At 56.8% G+C, this 21963-nt stretch carries 14 protein-coding genes; 4 read left to right on the top strand and 10 right to left on the bottom strand.

Going from position 1 to position 21963, the window contains the following annotated elements:
- Positions 1–220 precede the first annotated feature (220 nt).
- Entirely contained in the window at positions 221–1549 is a 1329-nt protein-coding gene (locus tag Q3V30_RS00805) for an MFS transporter (protein WP_306209553.1), read from the top strand.
- 132 nt (positions 1550–1681) lie between these two features.
- Here Q3V30_RS00805 and Q3V30_RS00800 read toward each other — a convergent pair whose 3' ends face one another.
- Together Q3V30_RS00800 and pdeH are read right to left on the bottom strand one after the other, a co-directional pair.
- Entirely contained in the window at positions 1682–3745 is a 2064-nt protein-coding gene (locus Q3V30_RS00800) for an AsmA family protein (protein WP_306209551.1), read from the bottom strand.
- 61 nt (positions 3746–3806) lie between these two features.
- Entirely contained in the window at positions 3807–4580 is a 774-nt protein-coding gene (pdeH, locus tag Q3V30_RS00795; protein WP_306209549.1) for a cyclic-guanylate-specific phosphodiesterase, read from the bottom strand.
- Here pdeH and Q3V30_RS00790 point away from each other — a divergent pair.
- The 3 genes from Q3V30_RS00790 (at position 4564) to Q3V30_RS00780 (ending at position 7234) form a co-directional block, all read left to right on the top strand.
- On the top strand, positions 4564–4839 hold the full coding sequence (locus Q3V30_RS00790) for a hypothetical protein (protein ID WP_306209547.1): 276 nt from the start codon (positions 4564–4566) through the stop codon (positions 4837–4839). The two genes, pdeH and Q3V30_RS00790, sit on opposite strands and share 17 nt — an antisense overlap.
- 17 nt (positions 4840–4856) lie before the next feature.
- The gene (kdgK, locus tag Q3V30_RS00785) at positions 4857–5789 is read left to right on the top strand and encodes a 2-dehydro-3-deoxygluconokinase (RefSeq protein ID WP_306209546.1); all 933 of its coding nucleotides are present in this window, start codon (positions 4857–4859) and stop codon (positions 5787–5789) included.
- 563 nt (positions 5790–6352) lie between these two features.
- Positions 6353–7234, top strand: a complete 882-nt coding sequence (locus Q3V30_RS00780) for an alpha/beta hydrolase (protein ID WP_306209544.1) — start codon at positions 6353–6355, stop codon at positions 7232–7234.
- 123 nt (positions 7235–7357) lie between these two features.
- On the opposite strand, the gene Q3V30_RS00775 is transcribed toward Q3V30_RS00780, so the two are convergent.
- The 8 genes from Q3V30_RS00775 to bcsR form a co-directional block, all read right to left on the bottom strand.
- Entirely contained in the window at positions 7358–8851 is a 1494-nt protein-coding gene (locus Q3V30_RS00775) for a M16 family metallopeptidase (protein WP_306209542.1), read from the bottom strand.
- A gap of 248 nt (positions 8852–9099) precedes the next feature.
- Positions 9100–10386, bottom strand: coding sequence for a dicarboxylate/amino acid:cation symporter (locus Q3V30_RS00770; protein ID WP_306209540.1), 1287 nt, complete (start codon positions 10384–10386; stop codon positions 9100–9102).
- Positions 10387–10596: 210 nt separating this feature from the next.
- On the bottom strand, positions 10597–12600 hold the full coding sequence (gene hmsP / locus Q3V30_RS00765; RefSeq protein WP_306209537.1) for a biofilm formation regulator HmsP: 2004 nt from the start codon (positions 12598–12600) through the stop codon (positions 10597–10599).
- Between the two features lie 161 nt (positions 12601–12761).
- Positions 12762–16067 carry a cellulose biosynthesis protein BcsC gene (locus Q3V30_RS00760; protein WP_306209535.1) on the bottom strand — a complete coding sequence of 1102 codons (3306 nt, stop codon included), beginning with the start codon at positions 16065–16067 and terminating at the stop codon, positions 12762–12764.
- Positions 16064–18358 carry a cellulose biosynthesis cyclic di-GMP-binding regulatory protein BcsB gene (bcsB, locus tag Q3V30_RS00755; protein WP_306209534.1) on the bottom strand — a complete coding sequence of 765 codons (2295 nt, stop codon included), beginning with the start codon at positions 18356–18358 and terminating at the stop codon, positions 16064–16066. The genes Q3V30_RS00760 and bcsB overlap by 4 nt, the downstream gene beginning before the upstream one ends.
- Positions 18355–20961, bottom strand: coding sequence for a UDP-forming cellulose synthase catalytic subunit (gene bcsA, locus Q3V30_RS00750; protein ID WP_306209532.1), 2607 nt, complete (start codon positions 20959–20961; stop codon positions 18355–18357). Before bcsA ends, bcsB begins: the two co-directional genes overlap by 4 nt.
- Complete coding sequence (gene bcsQ / locus Q3V30_RS00745) at positions 20958–21689, bottom strand: cellulose biosynthesis protein BcsQ (protein ID WP_306209530.1); 732 nt, start codon at positions 21687–21689, stop codon at positions 20958–20960. Before bcsQ ends, bcsA begins: the two co-directional genes overlap by 4 nt.
- Positions 21689–21886 carry a cellulose biosynthesis protein BcsR gene (bcsR, locus tag Q3V30_RS00740; protein WP_306209528.1) on the bottom strand — a complete coding sequence of 66 codons (198 nt, stop codon included), beginning with the start codon at positions 21884–21886 and terminating at the stop codon, positions 21689–21691. Before bcsR ends, bcsQ begins: the two co-directional genes overlap by 1 nt.
- Between the last annotated feature and the right edge of the window lie 77 nt (positions 21887–21963).

The following is a 21963-nucleotide window of genomic DNA, read 5'->3' as shown; positions in this document are numbered from 1 at the left end:
GCCAGCATTTATCGCTGAGGCACTACTTTTTATTGCCCGTTTCTTAGTGATTATTGCCATAAAAGTGACGTTTCACCCTGCCATCCCCCAGTAAATATCCACTGTCACGCACGATCCTCTTTTCCGTGCCGCAGGCCGGTGCCCGCGCGGTTTTCGCCATTGAATGGTGTCCCGGCAGTGCGTAAGATTCTTTTTCACGTTTTACAAATAAGAAACTGCTATGCAAGCCTCCATCGCACCATCTCCCGACGCCGAAAACGATGCCACGCCCGTTAACTCACGCAGTAAAGTGGTGGTTGCTTCGTTGGTCGGTACGGCTATCGAATTTTTCGATTTCTATATTTACGCTACCGCTGCGGTTATCGTCTTCCCGCATATTTTCTTTCCGCAGGGTGACGCCACGGTAGCCACGCTACAGTCGCTGGCGACCTTTGCTATTGCCTTTGTGGCACGTCCTATTGGTTCCGCCGTGTTCGGCCACTTTGGTGACCGTGTCGGCCGTAAAGCCACGCTGGTCGCCTCGTTACTGACCATGGGCATTTCCACGGTGGCGATCGGCCTGCTGCCGGGTTATGAAACCATCGGCGTCTTTGCTCCCCTGCTGCTGGCGCTGGCGCGCTTTGGTCAGGGTTTGGGGCTGGGCGGAGAGTGGGGTGGCGCAGCGCTGCTGGCAACGGAGAACGCACCTGCCAAAAAACGGGCGCTTTACGGCTCCTTTCCTCAGTTGGGTGCGCCGATTGGCTTCTTCTTTGCTAACGGCACCTTCCTGCTGCTCTCCTGGCTGCTGACAGACCAGCAGTTTATGGCGTGGGGCTGGCGCGTACCCTTTATTCTCTCTGCCGTGCTGGTGCTGGTTGGGCTTTATGTTCGCGTATCGCTGAACGAGTCCCCGGTCTTTGCCAAAGTGAAGAAAGAGAAGAAACAGGTAAAAGTGCCGATCGGGACGCTGCTATCCAGGCATATGAAGGCGACGATCCTCGGTACCTTTATTATGCTGGCTACCTATACCCTGTTCTACATCATGACCGTTTACTCCATGACCTACGGCACTACGCCAGCGCCTGGCGGGCTGGGCTTCCCACGCAATACCATGCTGTGGATGCTGATGCTGGCGGTGATTGGTTTTGGCGTGATGGTGCCGATTGCCGGTATGCTGGCGGACCGCTTTGGTCGCCGTAAGACGATGATTGTAATTACGCTGATGATTATCGCCTTCTCGCTGATTTTCCCGAGCATGTTAGGGTCTGGCAATCAGCTGCTGGTGATGGCGTTCCTGCTGTGCGGCCTGAGCATTATGGGACTGACGTTTGGCCCGATGGGCGCGCTGCTGCCGGAGCTGTTCCCGACGGAAGTGCGTTATACCGGCGCCTCGTTCTCCTATAATCTGTCGTCGATACTGGGCGCTTCTGTCGCTCCCTATATCGCTACCTGGTTAGCGCACACTTATGGTCTGTTCTATGTGGGTATCTATCTGGCCGCGATGGCCTGCCTGACGCTGATTGCTTTGCTCCTCAGTAAAGAAACCCGTCACGAATCCCTTTTCGACTAACCCTCGTTAAGCAGAAAAACCGGCTCCGGCCGGTTTTTTTTCGTTCTGCTTTCCTGATCCGGTCCGACAAAGTCGTCCTCTGATGCAGCAGCCGTTTCAGAGCAGGAACGGTTTTACCCGTTCCCTTACCCACTATTTTTTCTTCATCTGCTGCAGCACATTCGTACACTGATTATCCTCGTTATCGCTCGGGGAAATCAGTGCCAGCAGAGCTGCCGCCGGGCCGACTACCGTGCCCAGCGCTACCGCTGCGGCACCACGTGCAAGCAGCGGGCCTGCCTTCACGCCCGCATCGGGGTTCTTGAAGGTGCCACGCACATAGAGCGGCGAACGCAGCGTGACGATGCGGATGCCCTTACTTTCCGGGTCAATCGACAGATCCATGCGTTCGTTGGCGAAGTTGGTGGTACCGCTGATGTTGATGACCGCATTCTCGGTATCGAAAACAAAGAGTTTGGTCGAGGCCAGTCCATTGTTGACCTGAAGATCTGCCGCCGCACAGTTGATGCGGACCTGGTCGTCGCCAAACAGTTTACCCACCACGTAGTTACCGACATTCAGTCCGACAATCTCCATCAGGCTCCGGCTGATCACGCCGTCATTCATCAGCATTTTCAGGTCGCCGTTGCTGGTCGCCAGAATATCCGCCACCGAATTACCGGTACCGCTCAGGGTGGCATCACCGTTCAGCTGCCCCATACTGCTTTGCATCGCTTCAACATCCGGGAACAGCTGCTTCAGTTTCAGATTTCGCGCATGCAGATCGGCGCGCGCCCGCATCGGCGTACGATCCCCCTCCATGCGAATGGTTGAGTTGAGGTTGCCTCCGGCAATGCCAAAGCGCAGCGGATCCAGCAATAAACTGCCATTTTTCAGTACCAGGTGCGTGTAGAGATCGCTGAGCGGAAGCGAATTGCTGTGCTCGATACGCTTGCCGCTGAATTTAACGTCAGCATCCATCACGTCCCAGCTTTTGGTATTAAACTTATCATGCGGTAATACGCGGTCTGCAGGCTGGCTGGCATCCTCACCGCGCTTGTTTTTTGCCTGCCCGGTTTTTCCGCTTCCTTTACCTGAGTCCACGCCAATCAACGGCCCCAGGTCGGCCATTCTCAACTGTTTTGACTCCAGAGAGCCTTCAAGCTTGGGACGCGGTTTGCTCTGGGTATAGGTCATGGAGCCGTGTATATCACTGTCGCCGATATGGCCGTTGAAGTTCTCATAACGGAATACCGGTCCCCCCTTCTGCTGGAAACGGGCAATCAGATGACCATCCGTTTCATAAGGAGGAGTATCAGGCAGCAGAACACCGGTCAAACCATAGAGGTTGCCCAGCGTATCGCCAGAGAAACGTAAGCGGATATTGAGTCCTCCAAGGTTTAACGGGTCCTGTAAGGTACCGCCAACCTGTACCCGCGTGGTGCCGTTGCGTACGTCCGCCTCCAGCGGGAAAGGGTTGGTTTTGCTGCGCAGCGAGAGCATACCGCCGATTTTACCGTCACCGGTCAGCTTCTCATCGTTATAAGTCCCGGCGGCTTTCCAGCCAAAGACAAAATCAGAGGCGCCTTTCTGGCTTTTATCATCTTTGCTGCCTGCCACCTGCACATAGGGCACCGGTTTACCCAGCGGGTTCACGGTTACCTGCACATCAGCCTTGTTTATCGCATCGCGGTAGGCAATCTGGGCCCGGTCAAACATAATGTTGTCAAGGCGGAAGGTCCAGGCAGAAGGCGCCTGATTTGCATCCGGCTTATCGCTGCCGGCAAGATTAAAGGTCCAGTTGTTCTTTTTATCCGCCGTCTGGATCAGACGTGCATCAGGCTGCGTCAGCTTGATCCATGGGATAAAGATTTCCTTACCCATCAGCGCCAGCGGGGAGAGAGTCGCATCCGCACGCTGCAGATGAACCATAGTGACTTCCGGGATCTCAGGTGGATTGCCGAGCAGGATATCTTCCGCATGCACCTGCGGCCACGGCACCCAACTGCGCCAGCCTGGTTCATCACGATTGCGTTCCCAGGTCACACCTAAATCGCCACGAATGGCGAAAGGACGGTTAATTTCCATCGAGACTTTCTGGTTAATGGTAGGTTTAAGACGGTTCCAGTCAAACGTAGCGATGATCACCACCACCACGATCACCAGCAACAAAAAGATCCCGACAACCCAGCTAATTATTTTTCCCGCACGCGACATATCCTTTCTCCTTGCTCGCTTCGGCCTTCTGTAAAGATAGTCGAGAGAACAGGATACGGCATCAGTTCAGCTGCAGAGGCAACGACGCCAGCCGATCAAAAGGCATGGGGCGGGCAAAAAGGTAGCCCTGAGCGGCAAAAGCAGGCGAATTCTGAACCTGTCTCCACTCCTCCAGGGTTTCCACACCTTCTACTATGACCCCTTTGCTGTAACGGTCTATCAACGCCAGCAGCATGTTAAACAGATTGCGGCCCTCATCTGATTTTCTCAGCATGATAAACAGCTCGCGTGCCATTTTGATGTAGTCATATTTCAGTTCGGTGAGCGCAGAGAAGTTAGCCATGCCGCAGCCGAAATCATCCAGCCACAGCGGCCCAAGCTCCGGCATAAGTGCAACAATCTCTTCCTGCGGCAGCACGTGATGCTCTACCAGTTCAAAGCGAACCCAGGGACAACGGGCAATCAACTGCCGGAGGGTAGCTTGATGCTGGATGGCCAGCAGCGTCGGCCCGTCAATATTAACTGAGGCCACTATCCCCGTTTTGGTAAAGGTCTCTTCCCACTGCGCCAGCAGCTCAAGCTGCTCGGTGACAATATGCAGACGATGGTCGATCTCAAGCGCTGCAAAGTAGCACTCTGGCGATAACTTCTGATCCGGTGCGGAAGGGTGAAATACCGCAGTAAGCAACTCAATTGCCATCAGGCTTCCGGTTACCCGGTAGATAGGCTGGAACGTATAGGTGCGCTGGCACTCCTGCCAATAGAGACGTTCTTCTTGTTGTTTTTTAGCAACATCTGAGGGAGGAAGCCGGTGGCTGATGTTTTTCAGCACCATTAAGTTGATCCTTTTTATGATGAGACCGTCCAGAGAACGGATCTCCCGCCTGAAAGATATCGGCATCAGCTCTGATAACTTTATCGGGGGATCTCCCGCATGCAGCCCCTTTATTCTCGCTTATCCTCTTCGCCCCAATCCCAAAAACAGAGCCCTGTTGAGGGCGTTAATTGCCCGCTACGGCCAGTTATTAAAAGTAAAACGCTGTTTTAAAATATTGACTCTGCCCGCCACGACGGCGAAACTGAATCAACTTTGAGTGAGGAGTGGACTCCCATGACGCAGAAAAAAATCGCCGTATTGGGCGAGTGCATGATTGAACTGTCGCAAAAAGAGCATGATTTGAGCCGGGGGTTTGGGGGCGATACCCTGAACACCGCGGTCTATATCGCCCGTCAGGTTGACCCGGCGCGTCTTGGCGTGGATTACGTTACCGCGCTTGGCACGGACAGCTTCAGTAGTGAGATGATCGCCGCATGGCAGCAGGAAAAGGTGGGCACCTCGCTTATTCAGCGAATGGAAGATAAGCTTCCCGGCCTCTATGTGATTGAAACCGATCCCCGGGGCGAACGTACGTTCTACTACTGGCGTAACGATGCCGCCGCGCGTTTCTGGCTGGAAAGCGATCGGGCAGAGGCCATCTGCCAGCAGCTGGCGGAGTATGATTACCTCTATCTCAGCGGCATCAGCCTGGCCATTCTCAGCCCGCAGAGCCGGGAAAAGCTGATGGCGCTGCTCGCCATCTGTCGGCTGAATGGCGGAAAAATTATCTTTGATAATAACTATCGCCCACGCTTATGGCCCTCTGTTGAAGTGACCCGGGCTGCGTACCGGCTGATGCTGGCCTCTACCGATATCGCTTTCCTGACGCTGGATGATGAAACGCTATTGTGGGGAGAGTCTGCTGTTGAAGAGGTGATTGCCCGTACTCACGCCGCTGACGTCAGTGAAGTGGTGATTAAACGGGGTGCAGAGTCCTGTCTGGTTTCGCTGCCGGAGCAGCCGCTGCTGGAGATCCCTGCTGTCACTCTTCCCGCGAGCAGCGTGGTGGATACCACGGCCGCGGGCGATTCATTCAGTGCCGGCTATCTGGCGGTCCGCCTGAGCGGCGGCAGCGCGAGCGATGCGGCACGTCGCGGTCATCTGACAGCCAGTACGGTTATTCAGCATCGTGGGGCGATTATTCCACTGGCGGCAATGCCTGACTGACTGCTTCAGGTTGCATAAACAGGCGGGCGATCAACCTTTCACCACCCTGTCTGCTGTTAACTCTCCGGCATAAAGTCAAATAACCAGCGCAAGCTGACTTTTATTTGGCTTTATGCCTTTTATTATCCGAATGATAATAAAATTCAGCAAATAACACGCTCTGGTCGAATTAATACCTGCGGCCATTAAGAGTGAAATAAGCAGCGCGCCCGCCCGCAAACAGTTAATCAATTGAATGAGTTAAATCTTAATTCAGTACCACCCGCCTGCGGATAAAATCATAATAACCTGAATATATTGAGAAAGTGAGAAAATCGTTTTAACCGCTTTTGTTTATCTGCAGGCTGGTTTAGCAATTTCTTTTTAAAACAGCAGGGTAACAAAACTAAAAACCAGAATAAATCTTTTCTGGGCATAGTCTGAAACTGGCGGCTCTGCGTCGGGAATGCTGGACGACTTAATAATAAATTGGCAATGTTTGTTTTAATGCAGCCAGACGAACTGATAAAAACTATTTTCGGCCAGGCTCGTCTATACTTAATTAATGCAAGAGAGGAGCGCCTGTGAAAACCGAAATAATAAATATCTGGCCTCATGGTGATGCCCCGGGTGCCAGCGATTCCCGGGTCAGCCCACAAATTATCGATTTAGCCAAAGAATATGAACCCTACGATCGCGCAGCCAGCGGCGTGCGCTGTCCTGAGCTTGCCTTCTGGTACCCGGAAGAGAACAAATCAAACGGCATCACGCTGCTGGTGGCGCCGGGCGGCGGTTTTGAAAAGATCATGATTGATAAAGAGGGCAGCGCGCTGGCGATGTTCTTTACCGCAATGGGTTATACGCTGGCGGTAATGACCTACCGTTTTCCGCAGGATGGACACCATGAAGCGGCCGATGCGCCGCTGGCGGATGCGCAGCGGGCAGTACGCGTGCTGCGCCATCGTGCAGCGCGTGGCCTGAACGGCAAACGTATTGTGATGATGGGCTTCTCCGCCGGGGGCTACGTCGCCGCCAGCGTCGGCACGCGTTTCAGTGAGAAGCTCTATCCGGTACAGGATATCGCCGACTCGCTCGCCGCCCGTCCGGATGCAATGGTATTGATCTACCCGGTTATCAGCATGCGTGAAGGGCTGGCGCATCAGGGATCGCGCCTGCGCCTGCTGGGTGAACACCCTACCCAGCGTGAAATTGATGCCTATTCGATGGAAACCCGCGTAACGGAACAGACCCCGCAAACTCTGCTGATCCACGCCGTAAATGATGAGTCGGTGCCGATCAACAACAGCATGGTGATGTTCAGCGCGCTCCGGGAACACAAGGTTTCCAGCGAGCTCCATTTTTATGAGAAAGGCGGCCACGGCTTCGGCATTCGCAACGTAGCCGATCTGCCGCTGGCCAGCTGGCCGATGCTGGTTAACGAGTGGCTGCGCGCGCGGGTGTGGTGAGAAATTCCATCTACTTTTGGAAATCAAATGGCTAAGGATAGCCAGAAAGAATCTTGAAGATGCTGCTGAATATCTGCATAAAGAAAACCCCGTCCCACTGGTGAACGGGGTTGAGGGCCTCTGTCAGTTCTGTGAAGCGGGGATATCAGAAACCTCTGGCTTGGTATCATCAACCGCGACGGCTGCGGCATCCGGCGCCGGGGCCATGATCTTCTTCCAGCTCTCTTCCAGCGACTGCACGTTCGTTTCCGGCTCCCCCTGCGGCTGCATCAGCAGCATTGTCAGATCCTGCGACAGCTGTTGACGCAGTTCCTGATTCATCATTTGTAGCGTCAGCCCAGAGAGGAAGCTCTGCCGCAACTTCTGATACTGCTCAGGCGCGATATCCACCACGGCATTCTGCTGGGAACGTAAGCGCTGGCTCATCAGCACGTCGGTATCGGTACGGGCATAGGTGGCAAACAGCTTATTCAGCTCGGCAGTCTTCTGCGCCATCAGCGCGTCAAACTCCTCCTGCGGCAGGCCATTGTCGCGGATGTTCGCCATCTCGCGCGCCACCAGATTCAGGTTACTTTGCAGCGTGGTGTTGTCCGCATCCAGGTTAATGGCGCACTGGGCGCGCTGGTAGAGCACACGGCAGTCAAAACCAACCTGAACCTTCTGCGCTTTGCTGGCGCTGAGTACGCGCTGAACATGCCAGAAGAGCGCTTCACGGGCCAGATCGCTCTGCCAGTAGCGCTGCAGATTTTGCGAATCGCGGATCGGCTGCCACGGCGTATCCCACACCAGAGAAAGACGATCCTGATGCAGATTATTATTCACCAGGCTTATCGGCTGCGGGGGCAGCGGCGAAAGGGTAGGCACCGGTGAAGGAACATCCCGCTTGCCTTGCAGCGAAGAGAAGGTTTTGTTGATCTGCTCTACCAGGCCGCGGCTTTCAATGTTGCCCACCACCATCAGCGTCATCGCATCTGGCGTGTACCACTGCTTATAAAAGTCGTTAAGCTTTTTAATATCAACCGGCGCGGTGGTCGGCGTTGCCGGGTCGTGCCCCAGCAGCGTTGAGCCTTTCAGCCGGTAGCGCCACCAGACATCCTGCGGATTGGCGGGCCAGGTGGCAATTGGATCATCCGCCCCGAGAGCGGCATTAACAGTCTGCTCATTGATGGTCATGTCGCCCACGGTGGCAGCCAGCCAGTTCATCGCCTCTTTCACCATCTCAGGCCGGTTATTGGGCAAGCTGAGGGAATAAAGGGTGAAATCATAAGAGGTGATGGCAGGCGGCTGAGGGCGATCGGGATCGATACTTTGCTGCCACAGTGAGCGCTGCTGGGCAGGATCGAGCTTCGCGTTATGCACCAGGGCCATACGCGGCAATAAATGGCTGTACCCTGTCTGCTGGGTATTTTCGAGTAATGAACCCGTATTAATCAGTAAGCGAACTTCAACGCGGTCACTGGGACGCTGTGGCGTTGTTAAAACCTGCCAGCTAAAACCGTTATCCAGTTTTCCCTGCTGCCAGGCGGGATCGGGTTGGAGTGTTTCAGCCTGCACAGTGCTGCTGGCAGCAGCCAGCAATATTCCACCAACCAAAAGACGAATTCTGGTGCCCTGCATGTGAACCCCTACTCAATCACAAACCAAAAAAAATCACTGGCGATCTACGGCCTGGGGCTATCTACGGGAAGGATAACTCAGGGAAGCCGCTGTTTTTTAACGGAACAGCTTCTTAGACCACATATTGGCGGGGATGTCCCACCACGGAGTGAAAAATGATAAAAATCTCTGGGGGGTTATTATGCAAATGCCCGCCGCGAGGGCAAGTCGCGGCGGGCATTTGAGAAGATATTTCGTGAATTAAACGCTTACATCGGCGAATCGGGCAGCTTTTTAGCCTTATTTCCGCCTGAGAGCGTCTCTTTCAGCTGCTTCTCATCGAGCTGATCGACCCATTTAGCCACGAAGACGGTTGCAACGCCGTTTCCTACCAGATTGGTCAGCGCACGCGCTTCAGACATAAAGCGGTCTATGCCGAGGATCAGCGCCAGGCCTGCTACCGGCAGATGGCCTACCGCAGAGAGCGTAGCCGCGAGCACAATAAAGCCGCTTCCGGTGACCCCAGCCGCCCCTTTGGAAGAGAGCAGCAGCACCACCAACAGGGTAATCTGATGCCAGATATCCATATGCGCATTGGTCGCCTGAGCGATAAACACCGCTGCCATGGTCAGGTAAATCGAGGTGCCATCGAGGTTAAACGAATAGCCGGTTGGGATAACCAGCCCCACCACCGATTTCTTACAGCCCAGCTTCTCCATCTTATCCAGCATGCGCGGCAGCGCGGATTCGGACGAAGAGGTACCCAGCACAATCAGCAGCTCTTCTTTGATATAGGCGATGAATTTGAAGATGTTAAAGCCGGTAAAGCGTGCAATCAGCCCCAGCACCACAATCACAAACAGCAGGCAGGTAATGTAGAAGCAGATAATCAGCTGACCGAGCTGAACCAGCGATCCCACGCCATATTTACCAATGGTGAACGCCATCGCCCCGAAGGCCCCAATCGGCGCCAGGCGCATAATCATGTTGATGATACCGAAGATAACCTTTGAAAAACCTTCGATAAAGTTAAAGACCAGCGTGCCTTTGTCGCCCAGACGATGCAGGGCAAAACCGAACATAATGGCAAACAGCAGCACCTGAAGAATGTTGCCGCTGGCGAACGCGCCAATCACGCTGTTAGGGATAACGTCCAGCAGGAAAGCGACCACGCCCTGCTGTTCTGCCTGCTGAGCGTAAACCGCTACCGCTTTAGCATCCAGCGTAGCCGGGTCGATATTCATGCCAGCGCCAGGCTGCAGCACGTTGACCACCACCAGCCCGATAATCAGCGCGATAGTACTGACAATTTCAAAATAGAGCAGCGCCACGGCACCGGTGCGGCCTACGGCTTTCATGCTCTCCATACCGGCAATCCCTGTGACCACGGTACAGAAAATGACGGGCGCAATGATCATCTTGATCAGCTTCACAAACCCATCGCCCAGAGGCTTCATCTGAGCACCCAACTCTGGGTAGAAGTGCCCTAACAGCACGCCGATGGCGATGGCTGTGATCACCTGGAAATAGAGGCTTTTAAAAAGGGAAGTTTTCATAAAATGTCCGTTAACGGCTGGATGGCAGGCGAATTCGCTGTAGTTATACGTAACCTTCTGCGCGAAAATAACACTCTGTTAACGGGATTGATATAAGTTGGCCTGCTTTGCGCCGCAGCAGCGCGCCGTTTTATGAGCTGAATCACGTCAGCAAAAGCAGGTTTGCCTTAAGGATTGATACCACAGGGGATTATCCCGTGCCGAAAGGAGTCAGTCAGCCTGCAACCCGAGGTATCTCTGATTGAAAACGGCCAACGGCAGCGCCCCGGAATAGAGGTAGCCCTGGGCAATATAAATGCCACGGGCCAGCAGCCAGTCGCGCTGCTGGCTGGTTTCCACCCCTTCGGCTATCACATCCAGCTTGATAATCTCAGCTATCGCCGCCACGATGCGCACCATGGTGTCATCATCCGGCAGAATGCAGACGAAGCTGCGATCCATTTTCAGCTTGCTGATCGGTAACGCTTTAAACTGGCTCAGCCAGTTGAGGTTGGCATAACCCATGCCGAAATCATCCAGCGCCACGGAAACCCCCGCCTTCTGCAATTCGCTTAACAGCCGCAACGCCTGCTCCGGTTCGCCCACCTGTGCCGTCTCGGTGATCTCCAGTATCAGGCTGCCGGGCGCGATCTGGTGCCGGCGAATCAACTCCTGAAGATGCGACACCATATCCGGTTCACGCAGCTGCACCGCAGAGAGATTGACGCTGAGCGGCAGGGTAATGCCGTGCTTCTGCCAGGCGGCCAGTACCCGGCAGGACTCTTCAAAGACCCAGCGGCCCAGCGCGCCGATCACGCCAATCTCTTCCGCGTTGACGATCAGATCTTCCGGCAAGGCCCAGCTACCGTCCGGCTGACGCATGCGCAGCAGCGCTTCAGCACCGACCAGTTTGCCGTTGCGCATATCAATCTGCGGCTGCAGGAACAGCGTAAACTGTTCCTCTTCCAGCCCCTGTAAAATGTCATGCTCCTGCGTCATGCGCTTGTGAGCGCGCTCCATCATCAGCGGATCATAGAACAGAATTTGATTTTTACCCTGATGGCGGGCAGACATCATGGCGGAAGCGGCCCGGCTGAGAAATTCGGAGGCGGTAAGCGTGCTCGCTTCCCGCTGTGCCAGCCCGATACTGACGTTGGGGCGCAGATGCATCTCCTGTAACGCCACGGGCTGATTCAGCCGCATCAACAGCAGCCTGGCGAGCCGCATTGCGCGGAACGGTTTGTTGGCGCGTTTGACCAACAGCACAAAATCGCTGCCGGAGAGCTGACCCACTACGGTCTGGTCATCAATGCAGTGGCGAATTTTTTCCAGCAGGGTCAGCAGCAGCGTATTACGCTGCTCGTCCAGCACCACACCATTCGCCTCCAGCAACGTTTCAATACGCAGCACCATCACGGTGAACGACTCGTCACTGGGGACAGAAGCAAGATGCTGCTCCAGCAGCGCCAGAAACAGCGTTTTGTTGGGCAGATTAGTCAGCGCAAACCGCGTGGTCAGGCGGCTCATCTCATCGTGCACCGCTTCCGCCACCTGCTGGTTGCGGTTGTAGCTGCGGATCAGCATTCCCAGCTCATCATCCCGATGGCGGTCAGGCAGGGTAAGCTGATGGGAAATCGCCTCCTGCGGCGGCAGATCCTGCAGCTCGTTGGCAATTTTGCGCAGCGGGCGAACGATCAGTTTGTTGATGCACCAGCTGATGGCGACAGAGAGGATCAACGCCAGCAGCAGATAGGTGGTGACCATGGTCGATATGGCGCTGAGGATAAACTGATAGACTCGCCAGGAGTCAGCCTGCAGCACCAGCAGCGCCAGCGGTTTGGGATTGGCTGGCTCCAGGGAATAGAGCGGCACGGTGATCTTCACCGGCAGTTCAAAGAGCGTGGCGATAAATTCAGGCACCGGTTTTTCAGGCTCGAAATCAGTATGCAGCGCCTGCAATCCATTCGGTAACACCACCTCTGCGCGCGCCAGGATCCCGGCCGGTTTTAACGAATTGAGGATCTGTTCAGCCTGCGGAATATCAGCCTTTAACACGGCCTGAGAAAGCGGTTCCCGCACGGTATGGGCAACGTTTTCCATCTGCTGGGCGTAGTCAATCCTGCGCTGCTGCACAAAATGGAAAAGCTGAATGACAATAAAAACAGAGATGGTCACGGCAGCCACGCCGGAAACCGTCGCCATCTGTTTTATTGTTAATGAACGACTGACTCGCAAGCCTGATCTCCGTATTTCTGGATGCTGCCGCCCGGGGCAGCAAAAACTGCCCCGAGTATATCGTAAGGGAGCCGCTTGTTAAGCCCTGCTGTCAGGCAACCTGCTGATTAGGCCTTTTCTTAGCATGATTCGCTGTAATTAGCGGTTAACTGAGGGGTCGGTTAATCAAAATCGGCATATGGCGTAAGCGGTTCAGGAGGCATGTTGAGATCGCCTTCCCAGCCAGCCATAGAGTAGCGGGCATAGATCAGACCATGGCTGGGCGTATAATCCTTAGCCTGCTGAATGTCGATACCCATACCCAGCGTCCAGTGCGAGGTCAGCCTGCGTTCCACCAGCGCCCGCAGCGTGTAGCCAAAGCCGCTGCTGCTGCTGTCGCTGCTTTTAGGGTTGTCGCGGGTCAAAGAACCAAAATCGAGCGGATAGCGCGACTCTGCCCGGGTTTCTGAATGGGACCATGACACGGATCCGGCCAGATCATAAGACCAGTTTTCCGTGCGCTGACGCCAGGTGACCGGCACGGCAATGGAGTTATAGCGCTGCGGGCTGTAGTAGCCTCCCTGCCCCAGTGAGTAATCACTCAGATCGTGAGCGTAATGCCAAACCATACCGTTCAGGCCTATCGTCGCCCGGCGGTTATCTTCATTGATCAGCTTGTAGTAGTACCCTGCCATGATGCGCTCACGGGAGTTATCCGCTACGTTTTCGCCGGTGATTTGATGGGCGCTGAGAGAGGCCCAGATGCCGTTAGCTTTGCCCTGGTCATAGCTCAGACCAAGCGCGCCGCCGGTCGCCACCACGCCGCCCCAGGTCTTGCCGCTGGCCGGATTCGGGTCCCGTGCGCCAGCGTAAGAGAGTAATGAGCTGGAAATAGGCCGTCTTGAGGCGGTCAGCGAGACCCCCAGGTCCTGCAGATCGGTATTCCATGTCAGGCCGCCGACCCAGTTAGTGACGGCGAACCCCAGCGGCGTGCTGCCCAGATCTGCCGACCAGCGATCGCTCCTGTAGCCCAGGCCAACGCTGGTGCCGTTCTGATGCTGCCGGAAATCCCGGTTACAAACGGCGTCGGCACTGGCGCAGGTGCCAAAGTTTTCATCGATGGTGCCCGTGCTGCTGCGCAAAAACGATCCCGCAGAGAGATCGACGTTATCGAGCCGGAAGAAACCTTTTCCAACAGAAAACGGCGCTTCCGCTTCGATCATGGTGGTATGGGCAGTAAAGTCCGAGATACCACCCGTCCCTTTGTTGCGCGAATAGTCCTCCTCCAGCGTCAGCGTGGTCTCCTGCTGACGATAGAGATCGGCAGCGTCGCTACGAATACCGCGTTTGAGCCAGTCGTCGCGCCCGTCATTGCGGGTCAGGCGGGTATACTCTTCATTAGAGTCCGGCTGAACGGGAGTGATGCCGCTGGCAACCATGGCGCGGGCGTAATCAGCCCGGGCGGCCTGAGGCTGCTGCTGAAGGGTTTCAAGCCTGGCCGCATCGCGATAGAGCAGCGAGCTGCTTTGCGAAGGGCCTTCTCTGGCGGCCAGCGGCTTCAGCTGCTGATAGATCGTAGCGGCCTGCTGCGGTTCTCCTGCAGCCAGCCAGGCATTTGCCACTCTTCGCCCACTGTTCACGCTCTGAAGAGAGAAATCCGCTGGCAGTGCGCCGAGCTTCGTATGGGCAGTGTTTAGCTGGTTGCGCGCCACCAGCGCTTCGACCTCATCCAGCCGGGCTTCCGCTTGTGCCTGCTTGCGATCGTTTTCCAGACGATCCGCGAGATCCTGCATGTTGCGATCCCATTTCGCCTTCGGCAGGGCATGGAGCTGTGCCAACGCTGCATCGGCACGATCGCTGCCGGAAAGATAGAGCGCGTTAGCATAGACCTGCGCGGGCTCGTCAGGCTGCTGTCGGGCCATGGCCTGCATCCGTTCATCGGCAGCCTGAGGCTGACCCGCGCGGCGTAACGCGCCTGCCAGCCGGTAATTCAGCCAGATATCCTGCGGAGCAGCCTGCTGTGCCAGCCGGTATTTCTCTGCCGCCTGCGGCCAGTTGCCAGCTTCGGCTAACTGATCCCCTTCGCCACTGAGCGCGTTGCTGCGCAGGCTGGCGAGAGTAGCGCTGACAGAACTTTTCTGCGCCGCCGACAACCCGTTAATAAACGCCAGCGCTTTTTGCGGCGACTGTTGCTGATAAAGCGCGGCAAGACGCTGAACGGCAGTGGCATTACCCGGATCGCTGCGTAAGGCCTGCCGGTAGAGTTCTTCTGCCGTGGCCGGATCCTTGCGCGCCTGTGCCACATCACCCTGCCCGATCAACGCATAGCCATCCTGGTTATCCAGACTGTGAGCCAGCTGATATTGACGGCTTGCCTGAGACAGATCGCCCGCCGTCAGCGCTTTATCCCCCTGTGCAATCGCCAGCCAGTACTGGTTGGACTGCAGCAGACTGCGCCACTTGCCGATGTCGGTCCCCTGAGCATCTGCGGCTATAGCCCGCTGCAGATAGTCATTGGCCGCTTCACGGTTATCTGCCCGTGCCAGCGCCTGGCCCATAGCGCCCAGCAGATCGGGGTCGTCTGGCGCCGCTTTTAACGCCGCACGTAATGCGGGAATTGCGGCGGTGCCCTCACCCTGCTCAATCATCGCCAGTCCGCGCAGGCGCTGCTGATAAGCGGGATCGGCCAACATTTTTTGCTGACGGGTAAGCTCAGCCACGCCGTCAGACTGCGGTTTGTCGTGGGTAAAGGTGTCGAGGTAGACCTTCAGCTGCGCCACGCTTTGCGCCGTAACCGGCTGGGATTTGATGCTGCTGAGCCACAGTTGGGCGGCCTGCATCTCTCCTGCAGGATCGGCTGCCACCGCCTGAAGCTGCTTCACCGCTGCCGCCGGATTATTGCGGCTCAGCTCCATCTGCGCTATCGCCATACGGACATTGATGTTGCCTGGCGCCTGCTGGTCCAGCGCAGAGAGCTCTGCCAGCGCACGCGTCTCTTCTCCCGGCAGCCGCGCCACTAACCGCCAGTACTCCAGGGCAATCTCACTGGAAGGAAATATACCGTTGAATTGCCGATCGTAGAGCGCACGCGCTTCTGCAAGACGTCCGGCAGTGGCGAGCAGCCTTGCCTGCTGCAGCTGTTGCCGCCCCGCATCTGAGAGTAAAAGCAGGCTGGCTTCAGTCTGACGGGTCACCAGCGAATCCGGGGAAACGGCCTTCAGCGTCACCATCAGCTGGCGGGCTTTCTCCTGCTGCCCCTGACGCAGCGCCAGGCGGATTTGCGCCGCCAGCACCTGCGGATCTTCCGGCGCAATCTTCTCCAGCCGGTAGAGCGACGCGCTGACCAGATCGTATTTATTGGTGGCTTCGCCAATCCTGACCTGCTGCAGCAGCCACTCAATCGGTTGCACCTGCTCCGCAGCTGTTACGGTGCTGCTTAACGGCAGCAGCAGTACCGGCAGGATCAGGCTTAGCAGCGAGCGTTTCACTCCCGGTCATCCTCATCACCCAGACGATGACGGCTTACGCGGCGCATCAGGCGCCAGACCAGCAGCGCAAACACCACCACCACCACGGCGGCAAAGAGCGCCAGCAGGATCGGATGCGTGGCCAGCGCATTCCACAGCCGTTCATACCAGGGAAGATGGCCGATCCAGTAGGTCTCGCCAACCTGCAGGCTGTTGACGCCGGAGTCGCGTATAATCGAGGCGGAACCAAAGATAGCGGCCCGTTTGCCGCTGTCGATCAGCGCCCCGTTCAGCAGTGACCAGGCCTGTGGGCTGTCGGCCAGCAGAGCAACAACGCTGCGCTGGGCAGCGAACGGAGACTGGAAACCGACCAGCGCCGCCACCGGGCCGGTTGAGCTGATAGTGGTCTGGCTTTCTGCCTGGCGATCTTCAGGAGAGGAGAGGCCGCCTGAGAAGGCGGTCTGGCGATTTGGCTTGTTCACCCAGCTTTTCGCCGCATCCACCAGCAGGTTCACGTCGCCTTTCATATCCGCAGGTAAGGTGCCGATCATCAACAGGTCAGCGTCGTACGATTTCGCCTTGCTCCAGTCATCGGTAATCTGAACCTTCAGCGCCGGATAGCCGGTCTGGGCAGAGATGTTACCGAGCGCATTCAGTAACGCGCTGACTTTTTCCGGCTCTGGCCGGCCACTGACCAGCACCAGCGTTTGCGCCAGATCGGCGCTGCGGCTGAACGGGAAGCCTGCATTGGCAAAAGCGCCCAGCGAAGGCATCTCCATGTAATGACGATAGCCGGAGAAGTCGACCGTGGAGTTGGCGTCAATCACCGCATGGTTGGTAACAGGAGTAATGGTCTCGCAACGGCTTTCGTTGGTGGTGTTGTTATAGCTTCCGCCAATAAAAGTATTGGCGTAGTCGAAGTCAAACCGCAGCTGATTGACCATGCCCAGCCGCAGCGCCGGAATGGTGAGCTGCCTGCCACCGTCCAGTAAACCCTGTACCAGCGGAATGCGCAGCAGCTGTTTGCCTTCGTCCCGTTTGGTAGTTAACGCATAATCCTGCACAAACTGATCGTTCAGGTTCACCGCCAGCCGCGATCCGTCATCCTGCACCGGTGAGGTATAGCGGTATTTGATGTCCATATCGATACCGCGTGCGCGCACCAGAAACAGATCCGGCGGCAGCTTCAGGGTCAGGGAGATGGGGCCGGGCTGCGTGCCATCGGCCTGAAGCTGGCCCTGGAACTGCTGCAGCTCGCCAAAGGTGGTGGCGCGGTCGGTACGTACCCATTTTGGCGCATCGTAAGGCTGCCGTGCTGCCAGCTCTTTCACGCTGTCGATAGTGGAGGTCTGTCCGCGCAGCAGCATTTCGCCCTGCGCAATTCCCTGCACCGCCGTCAGCAAATCGTTGTCGTCACGCCCCAGGATCAGCAGCATTTTCTGATACGGATTACCCGGGCTGTCGATCATCTCTACCGTGGGTTTCTCTACCGGCGGCAGCGATTTCAGGAAATCTGGCCGTTTGTCGTTGGTGGCGAAGACCACAGCATGCTGCATTTCAGGTAGCGCGTTGTAAAACACCGGGAATGTCTGCCCGCGCCAGTCGGCTTTGGTCCCGAACCAGGAGGCGAGCACCGCCGCCGCTCGCTGCTCGCCTACATCAGGCGCCGCGGCAAAAACCATCGGCAGAGACAGGGGACGGTTATCCCGCGCGTCAAAGAATGGTTCCGGGAAGTGCGACAGATCGTCTTTCACCGGCAGTTTCTGCAGCGAGAGATCCAGCGTGCTTTCCTTGCCGATATCCAGCCAGATAACGCTGTTTGCCGGATTTTCGCAGATGTTGGCGTAATGTCCCACCAGCTGTAGCCGGATGCGGTTAAAGTCGCCAATAAAACGGGGGTCGATCGGCACCTGAACCTGATTGGTTTTCCCCAGCTGTTCGGCAGCAATCGGCACCAGGCCTGCCAGTTCATCATTCAGATAAACTTTAAGATGCGAAAGGGAGGGGATCAGCGACGGCGAAGGGCGAAAAGTGAGGTTCAGCAACGCCCTGGTCACCACCTCATCGCTGCGCACGCCAAACTCAATCTGCCCCTGGGGTCGGGTACCCAGCAGAGTAAAGTTGCCCGGCGGAGGCGCAATCTCAGAGAACTTCGTCAGCGCATTGCGCACCGGAGCGGCCGGCGCGGTGCCCGGCTCGGCGCCTGGCGATGAGGTACTCGATACCGGCTGAGAAAGGGTCTCCGGCGCGGCCTGCACCACCGAAGTCATACCCAGTAATAATGCCGCGAACCAACCTGGTTTTATCGTCATCTTCTCTTCATCTGTAATGGCGAGCCTGTTCCGCTCACGATCCTCGGGAAAAAAGAGGCTATCCAGCCTGCCAGCCTCGTCAGCAGCGTAAATAACCCGCGCAACGGAGCCGGACCATGTTCGGCAAGCCGTAAATACCCCCTGAAGCCCAGCACCACAATATCGGCCAGGCTCTGAACAGGTTTATCTTCAGGGAAACTGTCCTGCCACAGCGCCCAGGTATCGGCGCGGGCAAAGGTACACTGAATAAATTCGACGTGCTGTTCCGTTGTCAGCTCATGCAAACGGATGCCGGCACGGCGGCCAAACGTCCGCTGAACCACACAGGGGAAGCTGAATTCCTGCTGACCGCGGCGCAGCAGCAGATAAACTTTATCGTGCTCGCTGAGCTGGTTTTCTTCTCTCATCTCCACACCCACGCCGCCGTCTGAGTAATCCCGTAGCGTACAGGGCAGCATATGCCCGTCAGCCCGGGCCAGCGCAGCGGGCATCGCAATTTCAACGCGATGGGCTTCACGGATCTGCCTGGCCTCTACCGATACGGCGACCGCGCCGCCCAGAATAATCATGTTGTAGAACACCCAGAGCAGGCTGACCAGGATCGTCAGCACCTCTTGCGGTGGCCCGTAATGCAGTCGCCAGATGGCTGCGGCCACGCCCGCCAGATTAATCAGCACCAGGCACATGTAAGGTCGGGTAATGACCCAGTCCAGATGCTGCTCTTCCACCAGACCGCCCTTGGCGGTGACGTTGAACTTGCCCTTATGCGGATTGAACAACGCGACGGTAGTGGGCCTGGCGATATACCAGGCCAGCACCGTCTCATACACTTCACTCCAGAAAGAGTGCCGCCAGCGCCCTTGAATGCGTGAGTTGGTCAGGCTGGTGTGGATCATGTGCGGCAGCACGAAAATGGCGATGACCAGCGCCGGCGCAAAGATAATAAAGGCGTGGAAGAGCAGAAAGCCCAGCGGCGCCAGCAGAAATATCAGCCGGGGAATGCCGGACAAAAAGTGCAGCATGGCGTTGGCATAACAGAGCCGTTGCACCAGCTTCAGCCCCCGACCCGTCAGCGGATTATCCAGCCGGAAAATCTGCACCATTCCCCTTGCCCAGCGAATACGCTGCCCGATGTGGGCGGAGAGACTTTCTGTAGCCAGTCCGGCCGCCTGCGGAATACGGATATAGGCTGAGGTGTAGCCCCTGCGGTGCAGGCGCAGCGAGGTATGCGCATCTTCGGTCACCGTTTCGACGGCGATACCGCCAATCTCATCCAGCGCGGAACGGCGGAGCACGGCGCACGAACCGCAAAAGAACGCGGCATCCCAGATATCGTTACCATCCTGCACCAGACCATAAAACAGCGTGCCCTCATTTGGCGTGCGGCGGAACCGGCCAAGATTGCGTTCAAACGGGTCGGGCGAGAAGAAGTGGTGCGGCGTCTGAAGCATCGCCAGCTTCGGATCCTTCAGGAACCAGCCAAGCGAGACCTGCAGGAACGAGCGGGTGGGCACATGGTCACAGTCAAAAATCGCAACATACTCGCTGCGACAGACGGTTTTCAGCGCATGGTTAATGTTACCCGCTTTAGCATGTTCATGGCTGGTTCGCGCCACATACTGCACGCCAATTTCCTGCGCGAATTCACGGAACTCAGGTCGGTTACCATCATCCAGCAGGTAAATTGTCAGCTTCTCTTTTGGCCAGTCAATGCCCAGCGCAGCATAGAGCGTCGGTTTCACCACGCTTAACGCTTCATTATAGGTGGGTACTAATAAATCCACGGTGGGCCAGCTTGCCGTCTCTTCCGGCATCGACACGGGCTGACGTTGCAGCGGCCACAACGTCTGGAAATAGCCCAGCACCAGCACCACCCACGCGTAGGTTTCTGCCGCAACCAGCAGCACGCCAAAGGTCAGACTGACCGGGTCATCCCAGTTCAGCGTGGAGGTATAGCGCCACCACAGGTAGCGGCAGGAGATGGTCAGCGAGAGCACGATCAGCATCATGGTGGGCAGCCTTCCCGGAATGCCCCGCACCACCATCGCCACGCCCCACAGTAGCAGCACAAAGATCAGTTGGGTAACAAGGTCAAACGGCTGAGAGATACAGAGCAGGGCCAGCCCGGTGGCGACGAGGATCGCGCCACCAAGCAACACCTGACGTAGCCAGGAGGGCAGCCTTTTCAGGTGGCGATCCGCTTTGCGGGCAATTCCCCGCTCTTCGAACCGCTGGGGCAGTTTATCCAGCCAGAGAAAGGCACGTTGTCGCCAGCTTCGTAGCGGAATAACAGGCGAACGTTCGCTGCTGCTGACGCTATCCAGCGGCATCACCAGCAGCAGCCAGAGGCTTTGCAGGCCATAGCGCAAGCAGTCTGCAGGGCGTGGCCTTTCCGGCGAAATATGGGGGTAGAACCGGCGGCGGTTAGCGTTGATCTTTTGCCAGCCGGGCTGTTCAAACCTCAACACTGCCCAGGCCAGGCTCAGCCAGAAGCAGTGCAGCCCGGCAGTCAGAGCCGGGGTACCCTGCTGACGAAATCCGCTGTAGCGCTGCTGCAAGCCAAGGAAGACCGCCGGGGTCAGAAGCCAGCGCAGCAGCATCATGCCGGTATCCCACGCAGATTGATCAGCGCCCAGCTGGCAAACGTCATCATCTCTTCCGCCGCCAGACTCTGCGGGCGATATTCCGTAAACGGCTGTTTGTTCAGCAGCGCTTCGGCTACCGCTTCGTCGCGGTGGACAGAGAGCGGGATCAGATTATCCAGCGTGCTTAGCCAGAGCTGATGCAGATCCTGCTGGGAATTAACGAGCGGGGAATATTGATTCAGCAGAAAGAGGTTACCGGCGGCGAAGCGCTGCTGATGCAGACGGATATGGCAATTGGCATCCGGCACCACCACGCTGATAACCCGATCGGCCAGCGTCAGCAGGGAACGCGTCCAGGGCGTTGCGCCTGCGGGAACGTCCAGTAAAATCCAGCGGTAAGAGTGGCGTAGCTCTGCCAGATGGGCAGCCCAGTGCCCGCCATATGCCAGCGGCTGGCTGACAAACGTCATCAGTTCCCGATCGTTGATCTGGCCGAACGGGATAAAATCCAGGCCTGTCGCATAGCGCAGAGCGCTTTGTTGCCAGGGCTGGTCGTCGAGCGCGGCACGCAGCCAGCCGCGAGGGTGCGTGGCCCGGGTATTAAAGTGAAGGCGTAGCTGATTATCCGGCGAGAGATCGGCGACAACCACCGACTCTCCCTGCGTTTGCAACGCCCAGGCAAAAGCCGCCGTCAACGAAGTTGTTCCTGCGCCGCCGCGCACGCCCTGAAGAGCAATAACCGGCACTACCGATCCTCAGTAGAGGCGGCGGTGGCCAGCTCGGCAAGCAGCGGCCAGCGGGCCACTATGCCGTCAAGGCGCTCCTGCCGGGAAATATCCACATAGTGCCAGCGTTGTAGAGAAAAGGCGGCGGCTAACGCACGAATATCATCCTGTGCCTCACCAGGCGCCGTTAATACCGGCAAACGCTTTTCACTCGTCATAGAACCCCTTTTGCAGCAGAAAAGAGCGCCAAAATAGTGTGACTGGCTTAAGATTTATCTTATCTGAAGTTTAAATC

The sequence above is a fragment of the Erwinia pyri genome, assembly GCF_030758455.1.
Classification (GTDB): domain Bacteria; phylum Pseudomonadota; class Gammaproteobacteria; order Enterobacterales; family Enterobacteriaceae; genus Erwinia; species Erwinia pyri.
Note: the sequence above shows the minus strand (reverse complement) of the source record. Positions and strands in the feature narration are given on the sequence as shown.